A 24,540-nucleotide genomic window follows, 5' to 3' on the forward strand; every position below is an offset into this window, starting at 1 on the left:
AGTCAGAATGAGGACATGACCGAAAAACTGTCTCAGCCGCATACCGAGCGGGAGTACATCCCAGGCTTGGGCAAGCACTTCCTGACGCCGCTCTATGACGTGGCGCACCGCGTGTTCGGGCTGCACTCCGTCCATCAGGAGATGATCACGCTGGCCGCCTTACGGGACGGGCATCGAGTGCTGGACGTGGGCTGCGGTACCGGGAACCTGCTGCGGGCGACCGGTCAGCGGCACCGGAACGTGGACCTCGTTGGGCTGGACCCTGACCCCAAGGCGCTGGCCCAGGCCGGGCGCAAGGCCCGGCGGGCCCGCCTCACCGTACGCCTGGACCGCGGGTTCGCACAGGAACTGCCCTATGACGACGCCTCGTTCGACCGAGTCTTCTCCAGCCTGATGCTGCACCACCTGGACAGCACGTCGAAGGACGCGCTCCTGGCCGAAGTGCGCCGGGTGCTGCGGCCCGACGGGCTGCTGGTCCTGGCCGACGCGGTGCTCGACGAGCACGGACAGGTCCATGCGCACGGCCGCGGGCCCGGGAAGGTCGGGATGCGCGGCCGGATGCGCGAACAGCTACGCGAAAACGTCGGCGACGCGGTATCGCAGAAGATCGCCGCGGCTGGCTTCACCATGGATTCAACCCGCACCACGGCGCTGCGGATCGGTGGAAGCATCCGCATCGAGGTCGCCTGTCCGAACGTGCGCGACGCCTGAACCTCGAACCAAATACTCCCGCAGAGACAAGGCGCTCTTCAAGGCGAGCTGAGGTGACCTTCTGCTTGGCCGGCTCACACCGGGAGTGGACGCCGAGTTTCCGGAACGCCTTCCGCACGTGGGGGTCCACGGTGTGCACGCTGAGGTAGAGGTGGGCCGCGATCTCGATCGCTCAGGCGGCCTGAAGGCTGGGCGCTGTCCGCTCAGTGCGGTTGGCCAGCAGGAACGCGGCACCCGCGGCCCATAGAACGAGCGTCGCCAGCGGGGCGAACACATGGGAACCGTCGAAGTAGCTGAGGTCGGCCACGGCGCGGACGGCGGCGCCGGGAGGCAGGAGCGCGGAGACCGCTCGGGCTCCACTGGGCATCAGGTCGGTGCCGATCGTTGCGCCACTGGTCGAGTTTCCGATGGTCAGGAGCAGCAACGTGGCGAGGGGGACACCCAAAGGTCCGAGATATGTGGCCAGCGTTTTCGTGGTGAACGCTGCGGCGGCCGCCAGCAGGGCCAGTACGAATGCGAGAGGAAGGAACGGTGCGGGGACGGCGCCGAGGACGGGGCCGGCGATGGTGGCTGCGACAAGGCCTGACGCTGCGGAGAAGCCGGTGATGAGGGTGAAGCGGTGCCGCAGATGCAGCAGATTGCTCAACCCCATGACGTTCTGGGCGAGGACGAAGCCGGAGAGGGTCACTCCGAAGGCGACGTAGAACCCTGCCAGGCCGCGTGCGTCGTACTGGTCGAGCGGTACGACGTCGGAGACGGTGACGTGCTGGTCCGCGCCGTGTGCGTACGCGGTGACGAGCTTGGTGACCGCAGTCGTCGTCGACAGGCCGTTCGCGCTCGCGACGTCGAGCTTGAGCGCCTTGCCGTGATGTTCCGTGCCGAGCACGGCCACCACATCCCGATGGAGGAGCGCGTCGCGTGCCTCACCGGTGGAGTCGGCTTGCTGGGCGTCGATCGAATTGCCCAGGGCCTGCTGGACCTTGTTCGCCAGCAGGGGCCCCGTGACCGCCACGGGTATGCGGTGCGGCTGGGGATCTCGCGTGAGACCGATGTAGCAGCTGACGAACGCAGAGACGATGACCAGGCCTATGAGGAACGGCTGCAACCAGGCGCGGACGGTTTTGCGGCGCCTGTGATGCGGCGGGGCATGAAGCTGGGGATGCACTCCGGATTTCTCCATGACAGGGGGTGGATCGACGGCCGCATGGCCGTTCGTGGTGACTCCGGGGGATGGTCCAGCGCCGAGCCACCCCCTGGAGCCGTGCGGCGGTGGCGACGGCCCCGGGGGCCATCCGTGGGTCGAAGGTGAAGGGGTTGATGTGGTCGGGACAGCCTTCGGCAGGGCCCCGACCCACGTGCGCGGGGGAGACCTGCCCACCTGCGGCGGGCAGGTCCTGACGGTCAGCGGCCCTGGAAGTCGATGGCGGGTCGGGGCAGCCCGGCCTTGAAGGCCTTGACCGCCGAGGCGAGACCCGTTGTGACGTCCTCCGTCTCGAAGAGCGGCATGGCGATGTCGAACATGGCCTCGTCCGCAGCGGAGATCCCGCCGACCGCCCAGGCCCGCAGCAGGGCCTTGTGCGCGGCGTAGGCGCGGGTGGGACCCTTGGCCGCCTTGCGGGCGAAGGCCGTCGCCTCGGCCAGCAGGGCGTCGTCGGGAACGACCCGGTTGATCACGCCGGCGTCGGCCATGACCGCGGCCGGTACCTGCTCCGAGGTGAGCGCCCACTCCGCGGCGCGCGCCCGGCCCGCTCGTTCGGCGACCCGGTAGATCCCGCCGAGCAGGGTGACGATACCGAGGGTCTGCTCGGGGTGGCCGAAGCGGGCCGTCTCGGCGGCGAAGACGACATCGGCGCGGAGCGCGAGCTCGAGACCGCCGCCGAAGCACAGGCCGTGTACCGCGGCGATGACCGGCAGCGGCAGGCGCTCGAGCTGGTTGAAGACCTGCATGTAGCGCTCGAAGAGGGTCCGCAGTTCCCGTACGTCCGCACCCGGCCAGTCGACGATGTCACCACCGAAGCTGAAGTCCGGGCCTTCGGCGCGCACCAGGACCGCTCGGGCACCGCTGCGGCCGATCGACTCCAGAGCTTCGGAGAGTTCGGTGGCCAACTGCGGACCGATGCGGTTCTGCGGCGGGTTGTTCAGGACCAGCGTGGCGAGGCCGTCGTCGATGGAGTGGGTGAGATGGGGCATGCTTCGTCCTTGAGATCGTGCCGGCGATGCGGCCCGTGGGGTTGTCCGGTCGTCAGGCGAGGTGCTCGCGGAACCATGCGAGGGCGGCGGCGCTCGCCTGGTCGAACTGCGTGGTGTACGGGTCGAAGTGACCGCCCGGGATGAGCTGCAGCCGCTTGGGTTCGAGCGCACGCTCGTAGGCGGCGAGCGCAAGGTCGGTCACGGTCACGGTGTCGTTCAGGGCGACCACCATGAGCAGCGGTGTGGGGGAGACCCGTGTGATCCAGGGCCCGGGCTCGTACATGCGGGCCGCGCGGGTGGAGCGGACCGTGACCTCGTTCTCCCATACGCCGTCGGGCTTGGGCTGCAGGTAGAAGTCGATGGCTTCCTGCGACCGGTAGGAGGCGGGTACGGCAGGGTCACTGCTCACAATGACCTGGGTACGTGGAGCCTCGCCGCGCAACTGCGCCCGCTCGTCCTCGGAGAAGGCCTCCTCCAGCGTCGCGACGGCGTCCGGTGCGATGCGGCGGAGCCCCTGCTCGTAGCCACTGATGGTCGGCACCTGGGAGACCACAGCACGCAGTCGGCGGTCGGTCGCGCCCAGCACGATCGCGTGGCCGCCCGCGTAGCTCGTACCCCACAGTCCGATCCGGTCGGCGTCGACCTCGGACCGGCTCTCCAGGTAGGAGATGGCCCGCCGCCAGTCGGCGATCTGCCTCCAGGGGTCGACGTCCTGCCGCGGCTGGCCGTCGCTGGCCCCGAAGGTGCGGTGGTCGTGCAGCAGAACGACGAACCCGTCCTCGGCGAAGGCCTGCGCGAAGGGCTCAAGGCCGTGCTCCTTGACCCCGGCGTAGCCGTGGGCCATCGTGATCGCCGGATGGGGGCCCGGCCCGTCCGGCAGGAAGAGCCAACCGCGCAACGTGACTCCGCCGTCGGCTTCGAACTCGACGGTCTGACGCTCAACCATGAATAACCTTCCTGAGGAAAACGGGACTCAGCCCTGGTGGAAATGCTCGGGGTCGACCACGCCGCGCAGACGTTCCCGCAACTCCGCGGAGAACCGGTGCAGCGCGCCCAGCGGCCGGTGATGGATGGCGATCCGGACGATCCGGCCGCCGTCGTCCTTCGTCAGGATCGTCACGCCCTGGAGCTGCATGCCCTCGAACGCCGTTGCCTGCCACTCCAGATAGGTGTGGTCCCCGTTGACGGCCTCGCGGGTGAAGGCCAGCGACTCGTACACCGAACTAGCCGCGGCCATCACGTCCTTGACCTGGTCTCGACCCGTGATCGGTCGGGTGAGCGCACTCGCCTCCAGCACCACATCCGAAACGAACGTGTCACCGAAAGCCGTGGCCGACTTCTCCGCGAAGGCGTTGGTCCAGCCCTGCGGGCGCACGGTTCGCGAGGAAGCATCGCGGTCGGAGGAGAGGGCTTCGGCCAGGAAGTGGTCGAGAAGGCCCGCGACTTGGGCCGGCTGCTCGAGGTGGACCCAATGCCCGCTCCCGCCGACCGACACCGACTCCGCCGAGTCGAACCGCGGCGTGATGCCACGCACCAACTCCTCGGTGACGAAGCCGTCTTCGTCCCCGCGCACGATGAGCACCGGGCCCTTGAAGCGACTTGCCTGCCTGCCCGCCAGGTGCCCGGTGTTCCAGCAGTCGGCGAAGTCACGGACGACCTCGGGACGGACGCGACAACCGCTGACCACCAAGCGGTCGAGCTCCGCCTCGGGCATGGCGGCCGACAACTGCGTCCTCACCGCACGCTGCCCCGCGGGGTCGCCGCCCAGGGAACGGAACGGGTCGATCGCCTCATCAGGCAGTTGTGCGCCCCCGAGCGGAACCGGGGTCAGCAGCACCAGGCCCACTGCTCGTTCGGGCCGCTGAGCCGCGACCAGTTCGGCCACCGCCGTTCCCATGCTCTGTCCGACGATGACGAAGGGTTTGCCGAGGGCGTCGACGACAGAGGACACCTCCTCGGCGAACCGGTCGTATCCGAACGGCCCGCTCGCCGCTGTTCGATCCCCGCAGCCGGCCAGGTCGAGGGTGACGCACTCGATACCGGTCGTCTTGAGTTCGGCGGTCAGCGGGTCCCAGACGTACTGGTCGTCCAGGAAGCCGTGGACGAACACCAGGGCGAGGTCGCCTTCGCCCTGCCGGCGGAACCGCACATCGGTTGCCCCGATCCGTTCAGTCCTCATCACGGTGCTCACTTTCCGGGGGCAGGCGTCGTCGCGCCCGAGGGGGACCATTCCTTGGTGTCCAGCGGGGACCAGTCGGCCGTCTTCGCGTCCAGGCGCGCCATCCGTCGGCCCTGTCTCGCCGCGAGCAACTCCTGGTCCAGGGGCGTGGTGAAGACGTTGTCGACCAGGGTGTACTCGCCGGCGAGGCGGCCCACGGCCGGTAGTGCGGCGGTGTCGATCCGCCCGCGCTCGAGGTAGAGGTCGTCCCTGACGTGGAAGCGCACCACCCGGCCCCACACCACGTGATCGACGCCGTCGTCCCCGACCGGAATGATGCGGTCGACGACGCACTCGAACGAGATCGGCGCCTCCTTGATCCGCGGCGGGCGCACCACTTCGGAAGGCTCCTTGGCCAGCCCCAGCGCCGTGAACTCATCCACGTCCCGGTCGAACTCGAACGCCGAATGGTGCAGGGCATCCGCCTGCGGCAGCGTCGCGAGGTTGGTGACGAATTCGCCCGTGTCACGGATGTTGAGGAAAGTGTCCTTCAGGGTCACCCCATCCGCCTTGGGCTGCAGGCTGATCGACACCATGGGCGGCTTCCGCCCGACCGCGGTGAAGAACGAGATGGGCGCGAGGTTGGCGACGCCCTCGTCGGACACTGTGCTGACCCAGGCCACGGCCCGCGGAATGATGCTTCCGATCAGCAGTTTGTATGCGTGAGTGGCGTCGAGCTCCGCAGCGTCGATGATCATTTGAGGCCCTCCATCGATTGAGGCGCGGCGCATGGACAGCGCTGTGTGCCGTACGGCCATGACCGGTGAAGCGGCTCGTCATGGCGGCGCTGGCCGGAGGCCGGGGGCGGTGCTCGGCATCGAGCTCCTATGACATAAGCGTAAGCGGGTTACTTATGTCGTGCAAGGAGGAGTGATCCAGTAGACTTCGTTTTCAAGAGGGACCAAGGAAACAAATGGGAAATGACCGCACCGTGATTGCCTCTAACAGAAGGCGTGTAGGCGGGGTGTCGTCGCCAGGTCGTGAGAGGAGCAGTGGCTTATGAGGATCCTGGTGGTGGGTGCCGGTGCGACCGGCGGTTACTTCGGAGCCCGGCTCGCCCAGGCGGGCCGGGACGTGACCTTCTTGGTACGGGCGGAGCGCGCGGAGCGCCTGGCCCGGCGGGGACTGCGGATCATCGGTCTGGGGGAGCAGACAGTCCTCGCTCCCCGCACGGTGCAGGCCGGCGATGTCGATGCCCCTTACGACGTGGTCCTGCTCTCCGTCAAAGCCACCGGATTGGAGCCGGCCATTGATGACATGGCACCCGCGGTCGGTCCGAACACGCTGATCGTCCCGTTCCTCAACGGGATGCGCCACATCGACGCCCTGGCCGCACGGTTCGGTGGCGAGACAGTGCTCGGCGGTGTGGCGAAGGTGGTCACCACAGTCGATGACAACGGCGACATCGTCCGGCTGGCCGATCTCCAGAGCCTCCGCTACGGCGCCCGGGACGAGACCTCCCCGGCGCGACTGGAGCACCTGCACCGATCCCTCAGCGACGCCGGGTTCCCGACCGGGCTCTCCGATGACATCGATGGAGAGATGTGGGCCAAGTGGGTCTTCATCGCGGCGGTGAGCGCGGTGACCTGCCTGATGCGGGGATCGGTGGGCGAGGTCGTGGCCGTCCCCGGCGGGACTGCCTTCGCCGAAGGCGTGGTCCAGGAGAGCGCGTCCATCGCCGCTGCCGCCGGCCACCCTGTGCCTGATGCGGACCTTCAGCAGACGCTGGCGACCGTCACGGCAGCCGGCTCTTCGCTCACCTCGTCGCTCTACCGCGATGTGACAGGCGGCCGCAGTGCCGAGGTCGAGCACATCTTCGGGGACCTGGTCTCCCGCGCTGAGCGGCTCGGGCTGGACGTTCCGCTGCTGGATCTGACCACGATGCACCTCCGCGTGCACCAGCACCGGATCGAGAGCGCCGGCTCCGCCTGAACGCTCCATACGCGTGGGGGCTGCCCACCGAAACTCTTCGGTGGGCAGCCCCCACGCTGTTGACATGCCAAAGGGCGCCTACGAAGTGCTCTGGGCGCGCTGCCTGGCGCGGTAGGCCCGCAGATTCGCCGCGTTCCCGCAGACCTTGACGTCGTGCCAGACTCCGCTGTTGTTGCGCGACCGGTCGAAGAACACCGTCCCGCACCGCTCGTTGCGGCACAGCTTCAGTCGCTGCCAGTTGCCGGCCTGCTGGGCCTGGAAGATCTCGATCAGAGCCAGTGCCGCGACCCGCCGCCAACCGGTGCCGCGCGGCTCCGGTCGCACCTCCCCGTTCCCGCCGAGCTGCATCGCGATGGCCGCGGTGTGCAGCGGCGGAAGCGCGTCGTCGCGGCCCTGCCCCGTAGCCCGGCGCAGATCGTCCCGGAAGGCACGAAGCTCCTCCTGGTCGTGCGGCTCGAGTTCGATTCCGGCCACGGCCGCGCCGGTGGCCTCGCTCCACTGCACCAGCGCCCGATCAAGCCAAGCCTGGGCCTCGCCGGGATCCGCCAGCAGGTCCGCGGCGCGGGGCTTGCCGGCGGAGATGGTGTTCATGAGGTCCTGGACGAAGCCGAGCCCGCCCGGTGCCGACTCAGTGCCGTAGCGAACCGTAGCTGGCCAGCCCATTCGGATCACTCCTCGCAGTCGATGCGTATGTGAGCGACATAAGCATACAACTTTTATCTATTTTTTGGAGAGGCTTGTGGGAGTGAGGTCAATATGGGCGGCGCCTTGGGTGCGGCACGATCAAGGCAACCGGGTATCGCAAATCGACGTTACACTCAGTGACATAAGGAACGCGACGTAGCGTATTTCGATTCGCCCGCGTGCAGTGTCGCTCGAGCGCGCCTTTCGTGCCAGGCGGTGTCCGAAGGCGTGGTGACGGCTTTCCAGCCTGTCGACGCGACGGCGGACTCGGAGACGACATGCCGATCGGCCGGGCGGGACTCGCTGGGCACGGAGGCGAGCGTGACGCCGACAGGCAGGTGTGGCTGACGGGGTCCCTCCGGCCTCACCCCGGTTCGGCGAGGTGTTCACAGAACCACTCGGCGGCGGCTTCACTCGTCGGCTTGAAGGCCGCGACGTAGGAGTCGAAGTGGTCACCGTGGAACATCCTCAACCGCTTGGGCTCCAGAGCACGCTCATATGCTGCGAGCGCGAGATCGGTGGGGGTGACGGTGTCGGTCCGCCCCACGACCATCAGCAACGGCGTCGGTGAGACGCGGGTGACCCACGCGCCTGGTTCGTACATCTGCGCTTTGCGTGTGGACCGCAGCGTGATGTGCTTGGGTTCTTCGACAGAGGGCGGCAGCGAGAAATGGGCGTCGGACTCCGCCATGGCCCGGGAATGGTAGGCAGCCTGCACCTCGGGATCGAGGCTGTTGAGGAGCTGATACGCGGGCTGCTTGCCCGCCAGTTGCGCACGTTCGTCGTCGTCGAACAGCTCCTCCTGTGCGCGCTTGCGGTCGGCGGGTACGCGACGCAGGCCCTGCTCATAGCCGCTGATGGTCGGAACCTGCGCCACCGCGGCCTTGATCCGACGATCGGTGGCCGCCAAAACGATCGAGTGACCGCCGGCGTAACTTGAACCCCAGACACCGATCCGGCGGGCGTCGACGTCGTCGAGGGCCGCCAAGAAGGAGATCGCCCGCCGCCAGTCCGCGATCTGCTGCCAAGGGTCGATGTCACCGCGTGGCTCGCCACCGCTGAGACCGAATCCACGGTGATCGTGGACGAGGACGACGAAACCGGCCTGGCTGAAGCGTTCCGCATATCCTTCCAAGCCGCGGTACTTCACTCCGCCGAAGCCGTGCGCCATGGTGATCCCCGGAAAGGGGCCGCTGCCTGTCGGCGGGCGGAAGACCCAGGCGTGCAACTGTATGTCGCCCTCAACAGGAACAAACACGTCCTGGTGGCTCATGAACCGTTCACCCCTCTATACAGTCACCGATTTGTTCACGAAGTCGGTGAGGATGCGTGCTACGGCGGCGGGTTGCTCGACGTGAGACCAGGGCCCGGCACCAGGGACGTATGCGATCTCGCAGTGCTCGAACCGGGGCGCCACCTGTTCGCTGACTAGTCGACGGGAAGCGAACGTGTCATCGGTGGTGATGATCACGGTCGCCGCGGTGACCTGCGAAGGCGCGTCACCCAGCGGATGGCCGTCGGTCCAGGCGTGCAAAGCCTCGATCGCGGTGTCGCTCGGAGTGGCGAGCGATGCCGCCACCAGAGTGTCGACAACGTCTGCTGACCTGGAGACCAACAACTTCTTGCGGGACTCGGCGGCCGCCTCGGGGTCGCGGTTGCGGGCCGAGGCTTCGAAGGCGGTGAACTCCGCAGGCGACAACTCGTACCCTCGCAGCGGTATGGGGCTGATCAGCACGAGTCCGACCGTGCGCCGCGGGTGTGCCACGGCGAGGAGCTCGGCGATCTGGGTTCCCATGCTGTGTCCGACAACGACGGTCGGCCGGCCGGACGGGCCGTCGTACCTGCCGATGGCCTCAGCAGCCTGATCGCGGTAGGCCTCCAGCGTCTTCCCTCGGCGGTGGGGCTCCCGGAGCCCCGTGTGGTGGAGACTCACCGGGATCGACACCCACCCTGGGCACTCCAGATGGTTGATGACGTCTTGCCAGAGCTCGGCGTTGTCCTGGAAACCATGGATGAACACCAAGTCGCCGGTGATGGTGTCCGAGCCCTGTGGCTGCTCGCCCTCGGGCCCGTCCTGCGGCGAGTAAGTCACCCTGCCACCTCCTTCCTCCCGTGCCACCCGTGCCACCCGTGCCGCCCGTGCGCCGGAGCGCCTGGGCGCCGACCCCTGTTCTTGGGCCTCGGTGCTCGGTCTGATGGACGACAGCGCTCCATTACCTCCTGACTCTCTTCCGTCAGCGGCCGACCCCGGGTGGCGCCTGCGGCTGCAGGGGGGTCCTCTTCCGCGCATGCTGTCGGCCCGCCCAGGGAACGGAGCCCCTCCCCATCTCGGTCTGATGACCCGAGGGGGCGTGTTGCGAGCTACTGCATCGAGTCCGGGAGGATGTCGGCTCGGGCTTGACCGGCCGACTTGCACGTCCGTTTCTGGACATGAAGCGCTGACGCCGGCAGCCGTGTGGAAAAACCTCTCCCGGCGTCTGCGGCAGCCCGCACGCCGGACCTTCTTCTGGTGGGCGGGTTTGCATAGCGCAGACGACGGACCGCGACTGACCGCGCTACATATTTCCGGGGACAAGGAATACCTTTCCTTGTCTTCCCTTCTCCTCGGCCTGGGTGACTGCTTCATGGATCTGGTCGAGGGAGTACTTGCGCCCGGGAGACGTTTCCACAATCCCCTCACGCATAAGGTCCGCGATGTCCCGACTCAACTGCTCTCGTTGCGCATCTGTGAGCCTCGGAAGCCAGTATCCCAACCAGTAGACTTCCAGGGTTCGTCGACCCGCCAGGATGTAGCGCGGGTCATCGCCGATGCGGATCGGCTCGCGCGTGAGGGAGCCGTAGACCAGCATGCGCCCATCCTCGCTGAGTGATTTGAAGATCTGGGTGCCGGTTTCTCCTACCACAGGATCGATGGCGTACTTGACGCCTTCGGGGTCGATCATTCTGCGTACTTGTTCGTCGATCGGCCCTTCGGTGGACACGATGACGACATCCGCGCCGAGGCGTTCCAGTTCTGCTGCTGACTCGCGTCTGCGGACGATGTTCACGGTACGGATGCCATCACGCTTGGCCAGTCTGATGATCATGCGTCCCAATTCGGACCCGGCCGCTGACTGGAGGAGCCATTCCCCTTTGGGTACCGCCAGTACATGGCGGACCATAAGGATGGCGGAGGCCGGGTTGATGACGAAGGATGCCACCTGGTCATCGGGTATTTCATCTGGTACGAGGAACAACTCGCCGGCCGGGACGACGGCGTATTCGGCCCAGTTGCCTCCCGGTCCATTGACGACCGATACCCGCTGCCCTTCGGCTACGTCTTTGACGCCTTGCCCCACGGTTTCCACTATGCCGACACCCTCGAACCCGGTCGGCGCCGGGAAATGTGCCTCGACGCCCGCGTAGTATCCCCGCACATACAGGAGATCAGACGGATTTACCGGTGTCTCCAGGATGCGGACCCTCACCTGTCCCTCTCCGGGAACCGGAACAGGCACATCTTCGACGGAAAGGACCTCGGTCGGCTCTCCGTGCTGGGCGAATCGGATCGCTTTCATTCTCGGACTCCTGCACGTGTCGTCACCTATATAGGTGACGAATTGATCAACACATGTATAGGCGATGCCTTGCCGCCGATCTTGTCACCTTCGGCGTTCGGGTGCTGCGGAGCGGCCAGGAACTACACTCGCGGCGCCTGCCCGGGGCGAATATTCATCGGCAAACGTCCTCATCTAGTGACGATAACTCTCGTGGCTGTGAGGCGCATGCGGGGCCGTGCAGGCAGTCACCGCAATTGCATCGGTCGCGACAGTTTCCAATGTGATAGGGATGTTCGGGAGAATTTCATGAATTCCGCACGGCATTACTATGCCGGCGGTCCGAACCGATGGAGATCGCAGTGCGACCACTCGATTACTGCCCTCGTTTGATAAACATTTCCGCAGTGCCTGGCGTCGTGGGCCAGCCACGAAGCCGGTTGCTGGTCAACCTTTGGCAGACCTGGCCGATCCCCAGAGCGCGCCCTGGTTGACCCGGGACGGGTGCAGTTCCAGCATGCCGCGGTAGAGGTCGAGGGTGGTCGTGGTGCGCTCCGCGACCGTCTCGAAGTCGCGGATGTACTGCCGGGTCTCGGCGATGGTCTGCGGGGCGTCGGGGCGATCGGGGCGCTTGTGTCCTGCGACAACCGCCTGCGGGTTCAGCGCGTCGATGGTGTCCAGTGCGTCGAGCCAGGCTCGACGGCCCTCGGCGGGCGATTCGGCGAGGTAGAGGTGGACATCGTTGTAGACGGCGTCACCGGCCACAACCAGCCCGATCGACGGCACGTGCAGGCAGGTGGTGTCGTCGGTATCGGTGTGCCCAAGCTCCACCACGACGAGGTCGTTGCCCTCCAACTCCAGCCGATCGCCGCCCAGCGGCTCGGCCGCGACCAACCTGTCGGGGATCTGGCCCGGGAAGCGCGTGTTCCAGTACGACGCAACGAACTCCGGCGCCATCTGCTTCTGCATCTGGTCCACCGCCGCTGGCGTGGCAAACGCCTGGGCATGCGGGAAACGTTCGAGAAGAGTGCCCAGCCCGAACCAGTGGTCCCCATGCCCGTGGGTCACGAAGACCGTCGTGAGGGTCTTGCCGCTCGCGGCGACCCAGTCAGCGAGCCCACTGGCCTGCTCGGTGGTCATCAGCGCGTCGACCAGCACCGCGTCGCGCTCGCCTGCGATGAGCGTAGCCGTGATCGGCGACCACATACGTTTGGGGAGGTCGGGCGGCAGGTCCGAGATCTCGGTGGGGATCGACGGGGCTACGCGGACACTCCAGCTCAGGGATGCTCCGGGCATGATCAGTTCCTGGTGGTGTAACTGCCCGTAGGACCGCTATGCGCGGGCAGTGGGGACGCCGGCGAACTTGCCTGGCCAGTACGGAATCAAGTGATTCACAAAGACCACATTTACCCCCTTGCGGAGGCTGCATCAAATGGATGCCGTGAGGGGTAGTGGGTGGTCCGATGGTACGTAGCCGGGTGACCTGGCACTGGCGGCCTGTGGTTGCCGGCCGACAACGTGTGGCCTGGCCGCGCCCCCATGGCGTTCTGCAGGCGCCCCTTCGAGACCGCTCCCTGCCGATGGGGCGCGACGCCAGTTGGCAGACCAGAGACCATGTGGGTCGCAGGCCTATGCAGTCAAATAGCCACGTCCGGGCGGTAGTTCGGGCGCCACATGCCGCACGGACCAGGGGGCTGCCGTTCGCCCAGTTGACGCGCTGCGCGTGCGATCGCGGAGTCGGTGTGGCGGCCGGCGAACAGCTACCACTCACGTGACCTCAGGCGAAAGCAAGGAGCCGTCGCGACTCCTGCAGGCGGGGACTGGCGGTGACCGCGGACCGCGGCGCGTAGTTCTGCACATTGGAGACGCGCGACGAACGCACTTCTACCGGCGCGAGATCCGAGCCTGGACCGAGCGCTGTGGTCTGTGGACGTTCAGGCGGGTGTCCGTCAAGGCGGATCAAGTCCGGTCTCGGGCCGGTGGCATCAGGAAGACACCCTGATTGCGCCCGGGCCCAGGACCGGCTCCACTTCGGAGCCGGCGACCTCGTGCCCGCAGGAGCAGCGCAGCTCGACATGAACGGGGCCGCCGCAGCCGGAGTGCTGCAGTACTACGGGCGCGCCCGCTTCTTCGCCCAGATGGGTGTCGCCGTACTGGAGGAGGGCGGCCAACACCCACTGCAGGTCGTGTGCCTGAGTCGTCAGGTGGTACTCCTGGCGGGCGCGTTGCCCCGCCTCCTGATAACTCCGGCGTTCCAGGAGGCCGGCGTCGACCAACTGTCGAAGGCGTTCGGTCAGGACACGGCGGGAGACCCCGAGGTGGTCGGCGATCTCGTCGAAGCGGTGAAGCCCGGCAAAGACCTCGCGCAGGATGAGCAGAGTCCATCGCTCGCCGACCAGGGCCAGGGTTGCCGCGACGCTGCAGTTGCCCAGATCAAGTTCTTGCCACTCCATGACGCCAGCATACTCCAGGGTTGCCATCTGGAACTCAGCCTTGACGCCACCTAGGTTCCGGATTAAGACTTAGCGTATCGAGCCGGACTCAAGGGTTCCGTCTGTGTCGTCAGCGGCTTGTTCGACTCGGTGGATCGGCTGCCCACCCCTGACGAGCCGGTCGATCCGTCGCTACGTCTCTCCACCGTGCGTGCACCACCGGCTGAGATCCGGTGCAGGCCGGAACACTTTCTTGTCCACCACCGCTTCAGCCCCACATATGGAGGAAGCATGTCGCACAACCAGGCGATCGTGGATGCCTGCCGACGAGCCTATTCCGGATTCGAGAAGAACGATTCATCCGATCTGGTGACCCTGATGTCACCCGACGTGGTCTTCCATTTCCCCACATCTCTGCCCTACGGCGGCACATTCCGCGGCCGCGAAGGCTTTGTCGCCTTCTACCAGGACCTTTTCGATCATTACTACGAGTATTTCAACTACGACGCGCACGCGGTGCTCGACGCCGGGACGCACGTGGTCGTCCCTGTCACGGCCAGGGCGAAGGCGAAGAACGGCCGCACCATGGAGAACGAACACTGCCTGCTGTTCACCGTCTCCGACGGGCTGATCACGGAGGCGCGGCTGTACGCGGACACCGCCAAGGGGCGCGACGTGATCGAGGGCCTCGAGGTTTTCCCCTCGGCAGCCTCCTGAGTTCTGAATCGGAACGAACAGTGAACGTGATGCTCTGCGCCGGCCATGACGAAAATTGTTTTCCGGCTCAGCCAGTCGGATTCGTCGAGTACTTGCTCTCGACCAACGGAAAGACATGCGAATGACTCTGGGATACAGCACAGTGGGCAGCGGGGCGACCAAGGTCATCTGGGCGCATTCGTGGCTGGCCGGCCACGAAGGCTATGGCTGCATGATTCCCTTCCTCGACACCGAGCAGTTCACGTGGGCCTTCCCGGACTTCCGCGGGTACGGAAGGTCGAAGGAGTTGGCAGGTGACTTCTCCGTCTCCGAGATGGGGCGAGATCTCATCGATCTCACCGACACCCTGGGATGGGACGAGTTCCATCTCGTCGGGCACTCCATGGGCGGCCAGGCCGCGCAGTGGGTGTCCGGACAGCCGGAAGTCCGGGACCGCCTGAGCAGTCTGGTGTTGCTGTGCGCGGTTCCCAGCCGCGCCTTCCCTCTCGATGCAGACGGCTCGCGGTTCTTCGGGGCGGCCATCGACGACCTTGACGCACGGGCGGCGGTCATCTCCGCAGTGACCGGTGGGCGTCTGGGGACAGGCTTCGTGCGCCACGTGAACGAACTGTCCCGTAAGACCGCCGATCCTGCGGCCATGCGCGCCTACCTCCGGACCTGGACTCAGGACGACGTGTCCGAGCAGGTCAAGGGGTACGAGCGACCCGTGCTTGTACTCACCGGGCAGCACGACTCCGTTCTGACAGCCGCCGTGGCGGAAGAGCAGATCGTTCCCCAGTACACCGACGTGCGCAGTCTCGTCCTCGACGGCGCGGCCCACCTGCCCCCCATGGAAACCCCAGCCCGCACCCTGGCACTGATCGCGGAACACATCCTCAGACCCGCCGTGAAACCGAGCAGTTGATGAGCCGCATCGCCTCCAAGTGGGGCAGACGGTCAGGTCGCGCACTGGGTCAGACCAGGTACCGCTCCTACGCCCCGGCACAAGTCCAACGCCACATCGTCTTCGGCGGAACACCGCCACGCACTTCCGAAGGGCCATCCACGTGATCATCAACTCCGACGAGCTGGATGCGCGGTCCGCGTACAAGCTCCTCATCGGGTCGGTCACGCCGCGCGCGATCGGCTGGGTGAGCACTCTGTCGTCGTCCGGCATCGCCAACCTGGCGCCGATCTCGTTCTTCACCGTAGTGAGCCGAAAGCCACCGATGGTGTCACTGACCATTCAGCCGCGGTCGGACGGGGAGACCCTCAAGGACACCCTCGTCAACATTCGGGACACGGGGGAGTTCGTCACCAACCTGGTCACACTTCCCCAGGCCCACCATATGCACCGCAGCGCCGCTGAGTTCGACAGCAGCTGCGACGAGTTCGACGAGGTCGGCCTGGTCAAAGAGGCTTGCGAAGTCGTACAAGTGCCGCGGGTGAAGGAAGCACCGATTGCCTTCGAGTGCACGCTCGACCGCATCATTCCGGTCGGCGATGTACAGGATCACGTGGTCTGGGGCAAGGTCGTGCGGTTCCACATCAGAGACGACCTGTACACCGAAAACGGCCGGATCGACACCGGTGCCATCCCGACGGTCGGACGGCTCGCCGCTGAGTACACCCTGGCCGACAATGCATTCATCACCCCCCTCACCGAGGACGTACTCCGCGCACGAGCGGGCAGGCGAATGCACCGCATCGACGAACACCCAGACGGATGGTCGGCGGTGGACGGCGCCGACTGGTCCCCGTCCGGGGCCACCAAGGCATAACGAGGCCACAACGCCGTCGTGCGCGGCCACCTGCCGGCGATCGCACGAGCCACTCCTCGGCAGGCGCGCCCGGTCGGCGGCACAACGTCCTTGTAATCACCAGCAGTTCAAACCCGACACCACACTCCTCGAGGGAGGACCCCATGCCCGTTTTCAACGCTCACATCCCCGCCAACCGCTACTCGCCGGAGCAGAAGCGCGCCCTTGCTGATGCGCTCAACCAGTCCCTGGTACAGGGACTCGGTATCCCCGAGGGTGACCGCTTCATCATGATCAGCGAACACGGTGACGGCGAACTGTCCCTGGACCCGACTTTCATGGGCATGCAGCGCAGCAGCGACGCCATGATCATCACGGTACTTCTCGGGGCGCACCGCCCTCTGGAGGACAAGCGGGCAGTGACCGCGGCCATCAACAGGTTGGTGGTCGAGGCGCTCGGCGTCTCGCCCGACGACATCTTCATCGCGCTGATTCCCGTCCCGAACGAGAACTTCTCCTTCGGCAGGGGCGAACTCCAACTTTCCGAAGGCTCGCCTCGCTGGTGAGTTCCGTCTTGCGAGGCGGCGTGATGGGCGTACTGAGGCCTCTCAAGCCGGATTCAGACGGTGGGCGCACGGGTCCGCTCGTCCAATGAGGGATTGCGCGCACCACCAGGTCCGTACGCCGATCCAGATGTAGCGGCAGATGTGCGCAGTGTCGGGACCGCACGGCTCCTGCCTGCTCGGCCTGTATTCCCGTTTCCGGCCACGGCACTCGTCTCAAAGTCCGTTGCCGATCTTGATCACGACTGGCGTTCTCGCACCTTCAGGTGGCGTGGAAGGCATTGGGTTGCTGTAGGCAGCCGGGGTCAGCGTGGCGTGATCGCCGAGAAGTCTTGTACGAAGCGGGTCAAGTGGCGGGCCAGGGCGGCTCGGTCCTCGGCGGTCCACCCGGCCGTGGCTTCGGCGATGATGCCGCGGCGAAATCTCCGCATCCCCGCGAGCACGTCTCGTCCTTCGGAAGTGAGGGCCAGCAACGACCTGCGGCCGTCGTGCTGGTCGGCCTCACGTCGCAGCAGCCCGGCTTCGAGTGCCTGAGAGGCGAGTCGGCTCGACCTGGGCTGATCGACGCCAAGCAGGGCCGCCGCCTCGGTAACGGTCAGTGCCAAGCCCTGCCCCTCGCCCGCTTCGATCGCGTCGAGCAACTCGAAGACCGCGTCGGGCAGCCCGGCGTGAGGGCCGACGTGCTCGTCGCGACCCTCCGCCAGCCGCGCCAGTGCACGGCGCTGTCGGCTGCGGCGCAAGGCGACCACGGCCGTCTCAATGTCTGCCACGTCCGTATTCGGCTTGCCCACAACAATCCCTCCATGCATAGTTGGAGACAAGTACATGTAACCTTACATGCATTCTTAGAGGGCTCGTGGAATCGCCCAAGCCCATCGGCTACTGGCTCAAGCATCTGCACAACCTGCTGGAGAAGCAGTTCGACGCGACCCTCGCCGACGTCGGTCTCGGACGCCGGCACTGGCAGATCCTCAACACCCTCGCTCGCGGGCACGCCACGCGCGACGAGCTCATGGAGGCCCTGGCCCCCTTCTGGACGCAGGACGAGCCCGACCTGGACAAGGTCCTGGAGGATGTCACGGCGCGTGGCTGGACCCGTCCCGGTCTGCCGGTCGAGGCGAACCTCCTCGCGCTCACCGACGAGGGTCGCGCCGCTCACGCGGACATCGCGGCACGTGTTGAGACAACTCGCGCAGCGGTGCTGAAGGGCCTGACTGTCGAGCAGTACACCGAAACCGTACGGATCCTGTCGGTCATGGCAGGCAACATCGAAGCGGATCTCGCCTCCCGGTAGCGCCACGACCGGGATTCGGCGGCGTTCGGCGGTCAGGCCGTGCCCTGGACCGCCCGGGCAGCCCCAGCGGATGCCGCCCTCGTCAGGAATCCATCCACGTTCGCTACGCCGGGGTTCTCCCGTTCGCGGACATCGCGGCGGAGCATGCCCGCAGCGAGCAAGGTGGCCGTGGCCCGCGCCCTCATTGATCAGAGTCAACGTTCCACACGTCAGGCAGATCACTGCCGCAGAAGACGCACACGAAGTAGTCCTCGCGCACGATGTTGCACTCCTGGCAGTCAGGACAGCTCCGGAACACCACCTCGTGGGTGAAGCGGGACGGACGCCGGAGCCCTACGCCATCCAGAGCCTGGGCCACCGCCGACCAGGAGCTGACGTCCGGACAGTACCCGGTCGAGTGGTTGCTGACGTGGCCCACTAGCCAGCGGCCTGCCTCTCGGATGAAGCCGATCTCGCCGGCGCTCAGAACTGACTCTCCGCCGGCGCAGGCCACATGCTCGCTTCGCCGTGGTGCCAACCGAAGCACGCCGGCCGTGTCCACCACGAAGGTGAACGGCTCGGCCAACTCCGAAGCCGATCGCTCCGCGACCCAGCTGTCGAATTCAGCCGCCGATCCGATCGGGCAGCCACCACAGCCAGGCTGGACCGCAGTTGTCAGGTCGATCGGTCCCACGTATCGGTAACGCCGCCCCCGTGCGCTCATGCGAGCCAACTTAGAGGTCGTTTTCTCCCGTTGTTTTATCCCGTGAGGCGGATTTGTTCCGGTGATGTCGGGTTGTGCCAGGAGATGGTGGCCTCGCCGGTGAGTCGGCGGGCCATGAGCTCGGTCATCGCAAGGTGGATCATGGCTTCGGAGCGAGCCGGAAGAGTCTCGTAGTCGCGGGTCAAGCGGCGGTGGAGCATGAGCCAGCCGTAGGTTCGCTCCACGGTCCAGCGTTTCGGGATCGGGGTGAATCCCCTGGTCCCGGGATTGCGCTGGACGATTTCGAGGTCGATGCCGAGGGTGGCGGCATGCTCCACGAAGTGCTTGCGGTAGCCGCCGTCCACCCAGACTTTGCGGATGGTGGGATGGGCGGAGGCAGCCCGCTCGAGGAGAGCCTGACCTGCGACGGAGTCCTGGACACTGGCCGCGGTGACAAGGACCGCCAGCAGAAGGCCGAGGGTGTCGGTGATGATGCTCCGTTTGCGGTCGACGATTTTCTTGCCGGCGTCGGTGCCCTGGCTCGAAGCGGGGACACTGGTGGAGGTCTTGACGCTCTGCGCGTCGATCACGCAGGCCGACGGGTTCGCGTTGCGGCCCTCCTTCTGTCGTACCAACTCCCGCAACAGGCCGTTGAGCTGAGCGAACACGCCGTCCTTCTGCCATTTGGCGAAGTAGCCGTAGACGGTTTCCCAGGGCGGGAAGTCGTGGGGCAGGTAGCGCCACTGCACCCCGGTACGGTCTACGTACAAGATCGCGTCCATGATCTCGCGCAGCTCGTGCTCGGGCGGGCGGCCGATGTCCAGGGCGTGTCGGCGTCGCTCGGACCGCCAGGCGGACAGGACCGGCTCGATCAACTCCCAGCGAGCATCGGAAAGATCACTCGGATACGGACGTCGCTCACTCATGGTGTGGACGTACCGCGTGCAGCCGAGTGCGCCCAGGCGCACGGAATTACCTGTGGAAGCACAGCCCAGAAGCGGGCTTCCTGGGATGAGACAGGCGCACGCCTCCTCCCGCCCCAACCGTCACCCCACCAACCCCACCGGACCAACCCAGTCCAACAGCACCTTCAGCACCACATCACCGCACAGAAGAAAGCGGGCAATAAGAGGGCGCTAGAGATGAAAACGACCTCTTAGACGTTGTTTCTCTTGGCTCGCTGATCACAGTGGCGTCTGCTCAACGGGCCATGCAGGTACCGAGCGTTCGTGAGGTGTCCCGAAGCCGATCCAATCGCGCGCGAGCACCGGTGGTGCTGTCAGGAGCCGCGCTTGGGACCTGGATGTCCACGGTGGTGCCGGGGTCAGGGGCGTCATCAGTTGGCCACGTGAACTCGATGCCGGCCCGCTGTGCCAAGACCAGCATGGTCGCGATGAAGCCCTCGGACAGAGCGATTAGGACTGCATGATCGAGTCGTGATCAAGCTGCCTGCTACATAAGCCGGTGGCGGTCGCCTGCGGCGACTCGCGTGAGATCATCCGTCCATGAGCAGCGACCTGGAAGTGAGTGCTCTGGCGATCAATGTCACGATCCCGCAAGCGCTCCGCTGGACGGACACTCGACGCGGTGAAGCGTTCACGCTGACCACACTCAACGTCCGGCTTCTCCCAGACGGTCACCTCGCCGTAAAGGCCTATGGCCGCCCAGTCGGTGGTGGTCGGGGCGCATACGTCTCGTTCTCAGTCCCCGACAGACCCGAACTGGCGGCCCTGGTCGCCGAAGCTGCCAGCCATGCCGGGGGATTGTGGGCCGCGCATCGTGGTCTCGGCTGAACCCAGCTCGACTCGATGGCGGATGGTGGCAGTCCCGGATTTCGCCCTCGCGGCGCGGCCGGGGAGGGTAGATCTTCTTGGGTGATGCGAGTGCAACTGACCGGCGCTGAGTGGGAGTTCATCGGGCCGTAGCTGCCTATCGGTGAGTACGGTCCGTACCCCGAGCGGCTGCGGCAGCATTTCGAGGGCGTGATTTGGCGGTTCAAGACCGGCGGACAATGGCGGGAGATGCCGCAGGAGTTCGGTGCCTGGTCGACCGTGCACAACCGCTTTCGGCAGTGGCGTGACGCATGCGGCCTCCCGCCCACCGAGGGTCCAGGCATGCCAGGCCGATCTCGTTGAACCGGTGGATCACATCCCGGACGGTGTCGTCGTCGGCCTGCACCAACTGCGCAATCACCGGCACCCGGTTGCCGCACTAGTGGCAGGGAGTTGACCCCCGCTGGTCACCGCTTCGTGGGTGAGGTCACTCGGGTGAGCCTTCACTCCAACTCGCTCTCGAACTTCCGGGCGGAGGTGAGTCTGTTGACAAAGGAGCGGAAGTCCGGCGCGAGGGCCAGTTCCGAGTTGTCGTCCGCATCGAACCAAGCAACGGACGGTTCTCCGTGTCGGCCGCAGGTCCGGTAGTCGAGCCCGATCCAGTAGTGCCCGTCACCCGAGACCAGCACCACGGCCGTGGGCAGGTCCCATTCTTCGACCAGGTACGGGCTGTCGAGCATGGACACCGTTCCCTCGCGGTGACCGATGCCCATCACGCTGTCGAACGGGACGTGGTCGGCACTCCATGAGGTCGGTCGGCTTGTGGGGAAGGCATCCCGGCTGTCGCTGACCTGGCCACCGTTCTGTTTGCGGAGCAGGTCCAACAGTGAGTCGGGAAGCGTGACGTTCAACAGCCGCTCGGCCTCCCTGACCGCCTGGTCGGTCAGAGGCGGCTGCACTCCGCAGTCGCTGCTGGTGTCCCAGAAGGAGGGCTGACGATCCTCAAAGCGTGCCATGACCGGCATCGTAGGAGCCGGGCTCGACAGTTCACCGTCCGGCCTCGGCCGGACGAGGGCAATGCTCACGTGGCTGAACGTGTGCGGGTCCGGGACATTAATGACGACGAGATGGCTGCGCTGGAATGATGCGTATGGTCGCGGAACGTGCCACTGAGCTTGTGACGAGACCGCCGACGCTCGGGTACTTGGCTTGGTAGGCGGAGTCGATCGCGTCGTGCGGCCCGTTCTCGTCGAGTGCCTGCAGGAGGACGTCGCGAGCGATATCACCCACTCTGATCCGCCCACGACCGTGTTCTCGTGATGCTTGGTACCAGCCCGACTGGGCTCCTCGGTAGGCACGGACGTAGAGCTCGCCTCCCACCAGGACCATGCCGATCTCCACTGCTAGGTGGCCGCCGTCTGCGGCGCTGAGGATGAGAGAGCGTCTCTGATTAGCTATGCGATCCTGGGTTGGATTGAGTTTCCGGGATCGTTTCCCACCGTGGTGGGGAGGCGTGGGCGTGGAGGTGGAATCCCGCGCCGAGTGCTGCCCCTCGTGGCCGGTGGCCGGTGGCCGGTGGTGGATGTGCTGACCGTGTTCATGCCCTGGTGTCGGTGGGCTGCGCGGGGCAGCCGGGTCCGGTCCGTGTGAGCGTGTCCCTCCGGACGCTGGCCGGCACGACCGTGAGGCCGTGCTGGGGAGGGTGCCCTGCGTCGCCTGGGCGCGGGGCGTGTGGAACGTGGCCGGGTGGGGCCGGTCTTGGTCCGGTCCTTCCGGTTGGTCTGGGGAGTCGGTGTGAGGACGGCGTTCGCTTCCAGGTTGTCGAGGACCGTCCGGATCACCATGTGGCCGCTGGTGTGGTCGGTAACGGTCGTGGCCTGGTGGGTCAGGCCGCGGGCTGCGATTCGTCGCCAGGCACCGTGGTCGCGGTCGCCCTGCCAACGGCAGTCCTGGTGGGGGCAGATGGCCCATTTCCATCCCGCGATGGTGGGCCGGTCGGGGGCGTTGCGGTGCCGCAGCGGGGTCAGGCAGTGCGGGCACAGTTTGGAGGTGTTGCGGGCCGGAACCGTGACGACGGCGATGCCCTGTTCGGTGGCGAGGTGCCGCATGCGGTCGGCGATCTGTCCGCGGACCTGCTGGGACAGGCGGGTGTTCAGGGTGCGGCCCATGCCCCCCGCTTCCATCGACCGCAGATCCTCGACATAGATCACCGTGGCCCCGGCCGCGATGGCCTGGTCGACGGCCCACCTGGCAGCAGCCCACGCAAGCGCGTCGTTGAGGCTCGACCGGCGCTGCGAGACATGCTGGATCTCACTGCGGAGCACGTCCAGCTTGGGGGCAAGCTGGTGGTCGTGGCCTGCGATCAGCCGCATGTACTGGTCGGCCTTGGTGTGCAGTCGCTCCGAGAGGCGGCGCAGGCGGTGCTGCTTGGCGAGCACACCGGCGGCCCGGAACTGGGCGCCGACACCGAGCGCGGTGATCCGCCCCTCGCCGTTCAATTGCACGGCGCCCGCGCTGAGGAGCGTGTTCAGGCCCCAGTCCACGCCGAGCGCCACCGCATGACCGGTGCGGTGGGCCTTGGGAACGGCGTGGGTGTACGCCAGGTCAGCGCGCACGCTGTCACCCGCGCAGCGGAGGGTGGGAAGGTGGAGCACCGCCGATGCCGGGACCGTCGGCGGCAACGCGACGGGGCAGGCCACCCACGTCCAATCCCGGTAGGTGGCCGGGTCGGGGCGGGTGGGCAGCTGAAGCCGTAGCAGCGCCTGCCCGGTGCCGGTTTCGGAGCGTTCGATCGTGGCCTGCTGCCCATCGCACGCGGCGAGCAGCAGCATGCGGGCCACCTTCGGGGTGCCTTCGAGTTCGAACACGTCCACGGGCAGACGGCCGTTGGCCTTGAGATACGTGGCGGCCTGCCGGGTGCGGGCCTTGATGATGCTGGACGGCAGATGTTCCCCGTCACAGATCGCCGCCCGAACCTGATCCCACTCTCTCGGGGTGCGTTTGCTCGGATCGGCCGGCCACGTCGCCAGCACCCCCAAGACCACATCGGCGCGCCACTTCACTGAGCGCAGCGCCCGCCCGGCCTGCTCCTGGGCCATGCGCACGATCCGGTCGTTGACCTTCACGCCCTCGGGCGGGGCGGCGCTCCAGCCCAGACGCCGCAGCGCCATCCACGCGTTCGACGGCAGTTTCCGACCGCCCGCGTCGACGCCGGAGGCCAGCACATCAACATCGCCGGTATTGCAGTGTTCGGCCAGCAGGGTGGCGGCCAGGTTGGACACGAGGTCAGCGCACCAGCCGACGCGTAACCTTAGAGCGGACAGCGACAGGCGTTCTCCGGTCTTCTCGTCCACTGCCCTGCGGAGCAGGGTGCGGGCGCACGCGGTACGGGAGGTCTCACCGTCAGCGAGCAGCGGCTTCCGGCTCACCGGCGACTACCGGCCTGGCATTGTCCGGACTCGGCCAGCAGGCGACGCCGGTTCTCAGCCGACCGCATCCCGTACAGGCGGCCGGCGAACGTGGTGACCAGCGACGCGAAGTCCTCAAGCAGTTCGTCCCGGCCGCCGAGCTTCTTCGGGTGCAGCACCTCAAGACGCGCGCCGTACACGGACAGCAGGTGCTTGAGCCAGCCGACACCAAACCGAGCGAGCCGGTCCTCGTGCGTGACCCGTACGACGGTCACCGAGCCGTCAGCAACGGCCCGCAGGAGCCGGCTCAGACCGGGCCGGTCCTCCCGCAGGCCACAGGCCCGGTCACGGAAGACCTTGACGATCTCGCCGGTGAGGTGGCCCGCAGCTCCATCTCCTGCGCCTGAAGCGAGGATTCCTGCCCGTGGGAGCCGAAGACACGCACGTACAGGCCCTCCAGCCGGACACGCTCGCCACCGGTGGAGACCTTCATCGCCTCCACATCGATCGAGGAGAACCGGCGCTCACGCCCGACCCAAGCCACTGGAATCTTCCCCGAGTCAGCCCAAAGACGAAGCGTCACGGGATGAACACCCAAACGCTCAGCAGCTTTTGAGAGTCGAAGAAGTTCCACACAATCACCGTACGATCACTGAGGAGCTC

General features: G+C 66.6%; 28 protein-coding genes and 3 pseudogenes. 9 read left to right on the forward strand and 22 right to left on the reverse strand.

Annotated features, from left to right (window positions below; genetic code table 11):
• The first annotated feature begins 15 nt into the window (after positions 1-15).
• Entirely contained in the window at positions 16-711 is a 696-nt protein-coding gene (locus ACQEXA_RS50625) for a class I SAM-dependent methyltransferase (RefSeq protein WP_433133324.1), read from the forward strand.
• Here ACQEXA_RS50625 and ACQEXA_RS50630 read toward each other — a convergent pair.
• From ACQEXA_RS50630 to ACQEXA_RS50655, 6 genes are all read right to left on the reverse strand, one after another.
• Positions 623-880, reverse strand: a complete 258-nt coding sequence (locus tag ACQEXA_RS50630; protein ID WP_433134783.1) for a helix-turn-helix domain-containing protein — start codon at positions 878-880, stop codon at positions 623-625. The genes ACQEXA_RS50625 and ACQEXA_RS50630 overlap by 89 nt on opposite strands.
• Before the next feature lie 3 nt (positions 881-883).
• The gene (locus ACQEXA_RS50635; RefSeq protein WP_432923234.1) at positions 884-1,876 is read right to left on the reverse strand and encodes a hypothetical protein; all 993 of its coding nucleotides are present in this window, start codon (positions 1,874-1,876) and stop codon (positions 884-886) included.
• Between the two features lie 236 nt (positions 1,877-2,112).
• Positions 2,113-2,901, reverse strand: coding sequence for an enoyl-CoA hydratase/isomerase family protein (locus tag ACQEXA_RS50640; protein WP_433133326.1), 789 nt, complete (start codon positions 2,899-2,901; stop codon positions 2,113-2,115).
• A gap of 52 nt (positions 2,902-2,953) precedes the next feature.
• On the reverse strand, positions 2,954-3,847 hold the full coding sequence (locus tag ACQEXA_RS50645; RefSeq protein ID WP_432923228.1) for an alpha/beta hydrolase: 894 nt from the start codon (positions 3,845-3,847) through the stop codon (positions 2,954-2,956).
• 27 nt (positions 3,848-3,874) lie between these two features.
• On the reverse strand, positions 3,875-5,080 hold the full coding sequence (locus ACQEXA_RS50650) for an alpha/beta fold hydrolase (protein ID WP_432923225.1): 1,206 nt from the start codon (positions 5,078-5,080) through the stop codon (positions 3,875-3,877).
• Between the two features lie 8 nt (positions 5,081-5,088).
• Positions 5,089-5,817 carry a flavin reductase family protein gene (locus ACQEXA_RS50655; protein ID WP_433133328.1) on the reverse strand — a complete coding sequence of 243 codons (729 nt, stop codon included), beginning with the start codon at positions 5,815-5,817 and terminating at the stop codon, positions 5,089-5,091.
• A 301-nt stretch (positions 5,818-6,118) separates the two neighbouring features.
• On the opposite strand from ACQEXA_RS50655, the gene ACQEXA_RS50660 reads away from it, so the two are divergent.
• Positions 6,119-7,051 (forward strand): ketopantoate reductase family protein, encoded by a 933-nt coding sequence (locus ACQEXA_RS50660; RefSeq protein WP_433133330.1) that lies wholly within the window; start codon positions 6,119-6,121, stop codon positions 7,049-7,051.
• A gap of 78 nt (positions 7,052-7,129) precedes the next feature.
• Here ACQEXA_RS50660 and ACQEXA_RS50665 read toward each other — a convergent pair whose 3' ends face one another.
• From ACQEXA_RS50665 to ACQEXA_RS50690, 6 genes are all read right to left on the reverse strand, one after another.
• Positions 7,130-7,714, reverse strand: a complete 585-nt coding sequence (locus tag ACQEXA_RS50665; protein ID WP_359407800.1) for a CGNR zinc finger domain-containing protein — start codon at positions 7,712-7,714, stop codon at positions 7,130-7,132.
• 385 nt (positions 7,715-8,099) lie between these two features.
• Complete coding sequence (locus tag ACQEXA_RS50670) at positions 8,100-9,008, reverse strand: alpha/beta hydrolase (RefSeq protein WP_433133332.1); 909 nt, start codon at positions 9,006-9,008, stop codon at positions 8,100-8,102.
• Between the two features lie 15 nt (positions 9,009-9,023).
• Complete coding sequence (locus tag ACQEXA_RS50675; RefSeq protein WP_433133334.1) at positions 9,024-9,827, reverse strand: alpha/beta fold hydrolase; 804 nt, start codon at positions 9,825-9,827, stop codon at positions 9,024-9,026.
• Between the two features lie 463 nt (positions 9,828-10,290).
• A complete protein-coding gene (locus tag ACQEXA_RS50680) occupies positions 10,291-11,292 on the reverse strand; it encodes a zinc-dependent alcohol dehydrogenase family protein (RefSeq protein WP_433133336.1) in 1,002 nt (333 codons plus the stop codon).
• A gap of 426 nt (positions 11,293-11,718) precedes the next feature.
• A complete protein-coding gene (locus ACQEXA_RS50685; protein ID WP_433133338.1) occupies positions 11,719-12,567 on the reverse strand; it encodes an MBL fold metallo-hydrolase in 849 nt (282 codons plus the stop codon).
• Between the two features lie 689 nt (positions 12,568-13,256).
• Positions 13,257-13,724 carry a winged helix-turn-helix transcriptional regulator gene (locus tag ACQEXA_RS50690; RefSeq protein WP_432923199.1) on the reverse strand — a complete coding sequence of 156 codons (468 nt, stop codon included), beginning with the start codon at positions 13,722-13,724 and terminating at the stop codon, positions 13,257-13,259.
• 270 nt (positions 13,725-13,994) lie between these two features.
• On the opposite strand from ACQEXA_RS50690, the gene ACQEXA_RS50695 reads away from it, so the two are divergent.
• The 4 genes from ACQEXA_RS50695 (at position 13,995) to ACQEXA_RS50710 (ending at position 16,725) form a co-directional block, all read left to right on the forward strand.
• Positions 13,995-14,420 carry a nuclear transport factor 2 family protein gene (locus ACQEXA_RS50695; RefSeq protein ID WP_432923196.1) on the forward strand — a complete coding sequence of 142 codons (426 nt, stop codon included), beginning with the start codon at positions 13,995-13,997 and terminating at the stop codon, positions 14,418-14,420.
• Between the two features lie 115 nt (positions 14,421-14,535).
• Positions 14,536-15,324 carry an alpha/beta fold hydrolase gene (locus ACQEXA_RS50700; RefSeq protein WP_433133340.1) on the forward strand — a complete coding sequence of 263 codons (789 nt, stop codon included), beginning with the start codon at positions 14,536-14,538 and terminating at the stop codon, positions 15,322-15,324.
• Positions 15,325-15,466: 142 nt separating this feature from the next.
• Positions 15,467-16,180: a flavin reductase family protein gene (locus tag ACQEXA_RS50705; protein ID WP_433133342.1), complete on the forward strand. Its 714-nt coding sequence runs from the start codon at positions 15,467-15,469 to the stop codon at positions 16,178-16,180.
• A gap of 143 nt (positions 16,181-16,323) precedes the next feature.
• Positions 16,324-16,725 carry a tautomerase family protein gene (locus ACQEXA_RS50710; RefSeq protein WP_432923187.1) on the forward strand — a complete coding sequence of 134 codons (402 nt, stop codon included), beginning with the start codon at positions 16,324-16,326 and terminating at the stop codon, positions 16,723-16,725.
• Between the two features lie 302 nt (positions 16,726-17,027).
• On the opposite strand, the gene ACQEXA_RS50715 is transcribed toward ACQEXA_RS50710, so the two are convergent.
• A complete protein-coding gene (locus ACQEXA_RS50715; RefSeq protein ID WP_433133344.1) occupies positions 17,028-17,492 on the reverse strand; it encodes a MarR family winged helix-turn-helix transcriptional regulator in 465 nt (154 codons plus the stop codon).
• Positions 17,493-17,578: 86 nt separating this feature from the next.
• Here ACQEXA_RS50715 and ACQEXA_RS50720 point away from each other — a divergent pair, with 86 nt between their 5' ends.
• Entirely contained in the window at positions 17,579-18,016 is a 438-nt protein-coding gene (locus ACQEXA_RS50720; RefSeq protein WP_433133346.1) for a MarR family winged helix-turn-helix transcriptional regulator, read from the forward strand.
• Positions 18,017-18,197: 181 nt separating this feature from the next.
• Here the strand turns inward: ACQEXA_RS50720 and ACQEXA_RS50725 are convergent, their stop codons facing one another.
• The 3 genes and pseudogenes from ACQEXA_RS50725 to ACQEXA_RS50735 form a co-directional block, all read right to left on the reverse strand.
• Complete coding sequence (locus tag ACQEXA_RS50725) at positions 18,198-18,719, reverse strand: hypothetical protein (protein WP_433133348.1); 522 nt, start codon at positions 18,717-18,719, stop codon at positions 18,198-18,200.
• Positions 18,720-18,754: 35 nt separating this feature from the next.
• Positions 18,755-19,624: an IS5 family transposase gene (locus tag ACQEXA_RS50730; protein WP_433133350.1), complete on the reverse strand. Its 870-nt coding sequence runs from the start codon at positions 19,622-19,624 to the stop codon at positions 18,755-18,757.
• A 274-nt stretch (positions 19,625-19,898) separates the two neighbouring features.
• Positions 19,899-20,123: pseudogene (locus ACQEXA_RS50735) on the reverse strand (DUF6086 family protein); the annotation flags it as partial.
• Positions 20,124-20,203: 80 nt separating this feature from the next.
• Between ACQEXA_RS50735 and ACQEXA_RS50740 the strand changes: the two are divergent.
• On the forward strand, positions 20,204-20,491 hold the full coding sequence (locus tag ACQEXA_RS50740) for a hypothetical protein (RefSeq protein ID WP_433133352.1): 288 nt from the start codon (positions 20,204-20,206) through the stop codon (positions 20,489-20,491).
• A 132-nt stretch (positions 20,492-20,623) separates the two neighbouring features.
• Positions 20,624-20,782: pseudogene (locus tag ACQEXA_RS50745) on the forward strand (transposase); the annotation flags it as partial.
• Here the strand turns inward: ACQEXA_RS50745 and ACQEXA_RS50750 are convergent.
• The 6 genes and pseudogenes from ACQEXA_RS50750 to ACQEXA_RS50775 all read right to left on the reverse strand — a co-directional run.
• Positions 20,763-20,906 (reverse strand): annotated as a pseudogene (locus tag ACQEXA_RS50750) (helix-turn-helix domain-containing protein); the annotation flags it as partial. The pseudogenes ACQEXA_RS50745 and ACQEXA_RS50750 sit on opposite strands and share 20 nt — an antisense overlap.
• Positions 20,907-20,973: 67 nt before the next feature.
• Positions 20,974-21,486 carry an SMI1/KNR4 family protein gene (locus ACQEXA_RS50755; RefSeq protein ID WP_433133354.1) on the reverse strand — a complete coding sequence of 171 codons (513 nt, stop codon included), beginning with the start codon at positions 21,484-21,486 and terminating at the stop codon, positions 20,974-20,976.
• Positions 21,487-21,583: 97 nt separating this feature from the next.
• Positions 21,584-21,871, reverse strand: a complete 288-nt coding sequence (locus tag ACQEXA_RS50760; protein ID WP_433133356.1) for a DUF2255 family protein — start codon at positions 21,869-21,871, stop codon at positions 21,584-21,586.
• A gap of 53 nt (positions 21,872-21,924) precedes the next feature.
• Positions 21,925-23,898 carry a zinc ribbon domain-containing protein gene (locus tag ACQEXA_RS50765; protein WP_433133358.1) on the reverse strand — a complete coding sequence of 658 codons (1,974 nt, stop codon included), beginning with the start codon at positions 23,896-23,898 and terminating at the stop codon, positions 21,925-21,927.
• A complete protein-coding gene (locus ACQEXA_RS50770) occupies positions 23,895-24,293 on the reverse strand; it encodes a recombinase family protein (RefSeq protein WP_433134785.1) in 399 nt (132 codons plus the stop codon). Before ACQEXA_RS50770 ends, ACQEXA_RS50765 begins: the two co-directional genes overlap by 4 nt.
• Positions 24,185-24,511, reverse strand: coding sequence for a helix-turn-helix domain-containing protein (locus ACQEXA_RS50775; protein ID WP_433133360.1), 327 nt, complete (start codon positions 24,509-24,511; stop codon positions 24,185-24,187). The genes ACQEXA_RS50770 and ACQEXA_RS50775 overlap by 109 nt, the downstream gene beginning before the upstream one ends.
• Between the last annotated feature and the right edge of the window lie 29 nt (positions 24,512-24,540).

Source organism: Streptomyces sp. CA-106110 (genome assembly GCF_050936285.1).
In the GTDB taxonomy this organism is placed as follows: Bacteria; Actinomycetota; Actinomycetes; order Streptomycetales; family Streptomycetaceae; genus Streptomyces.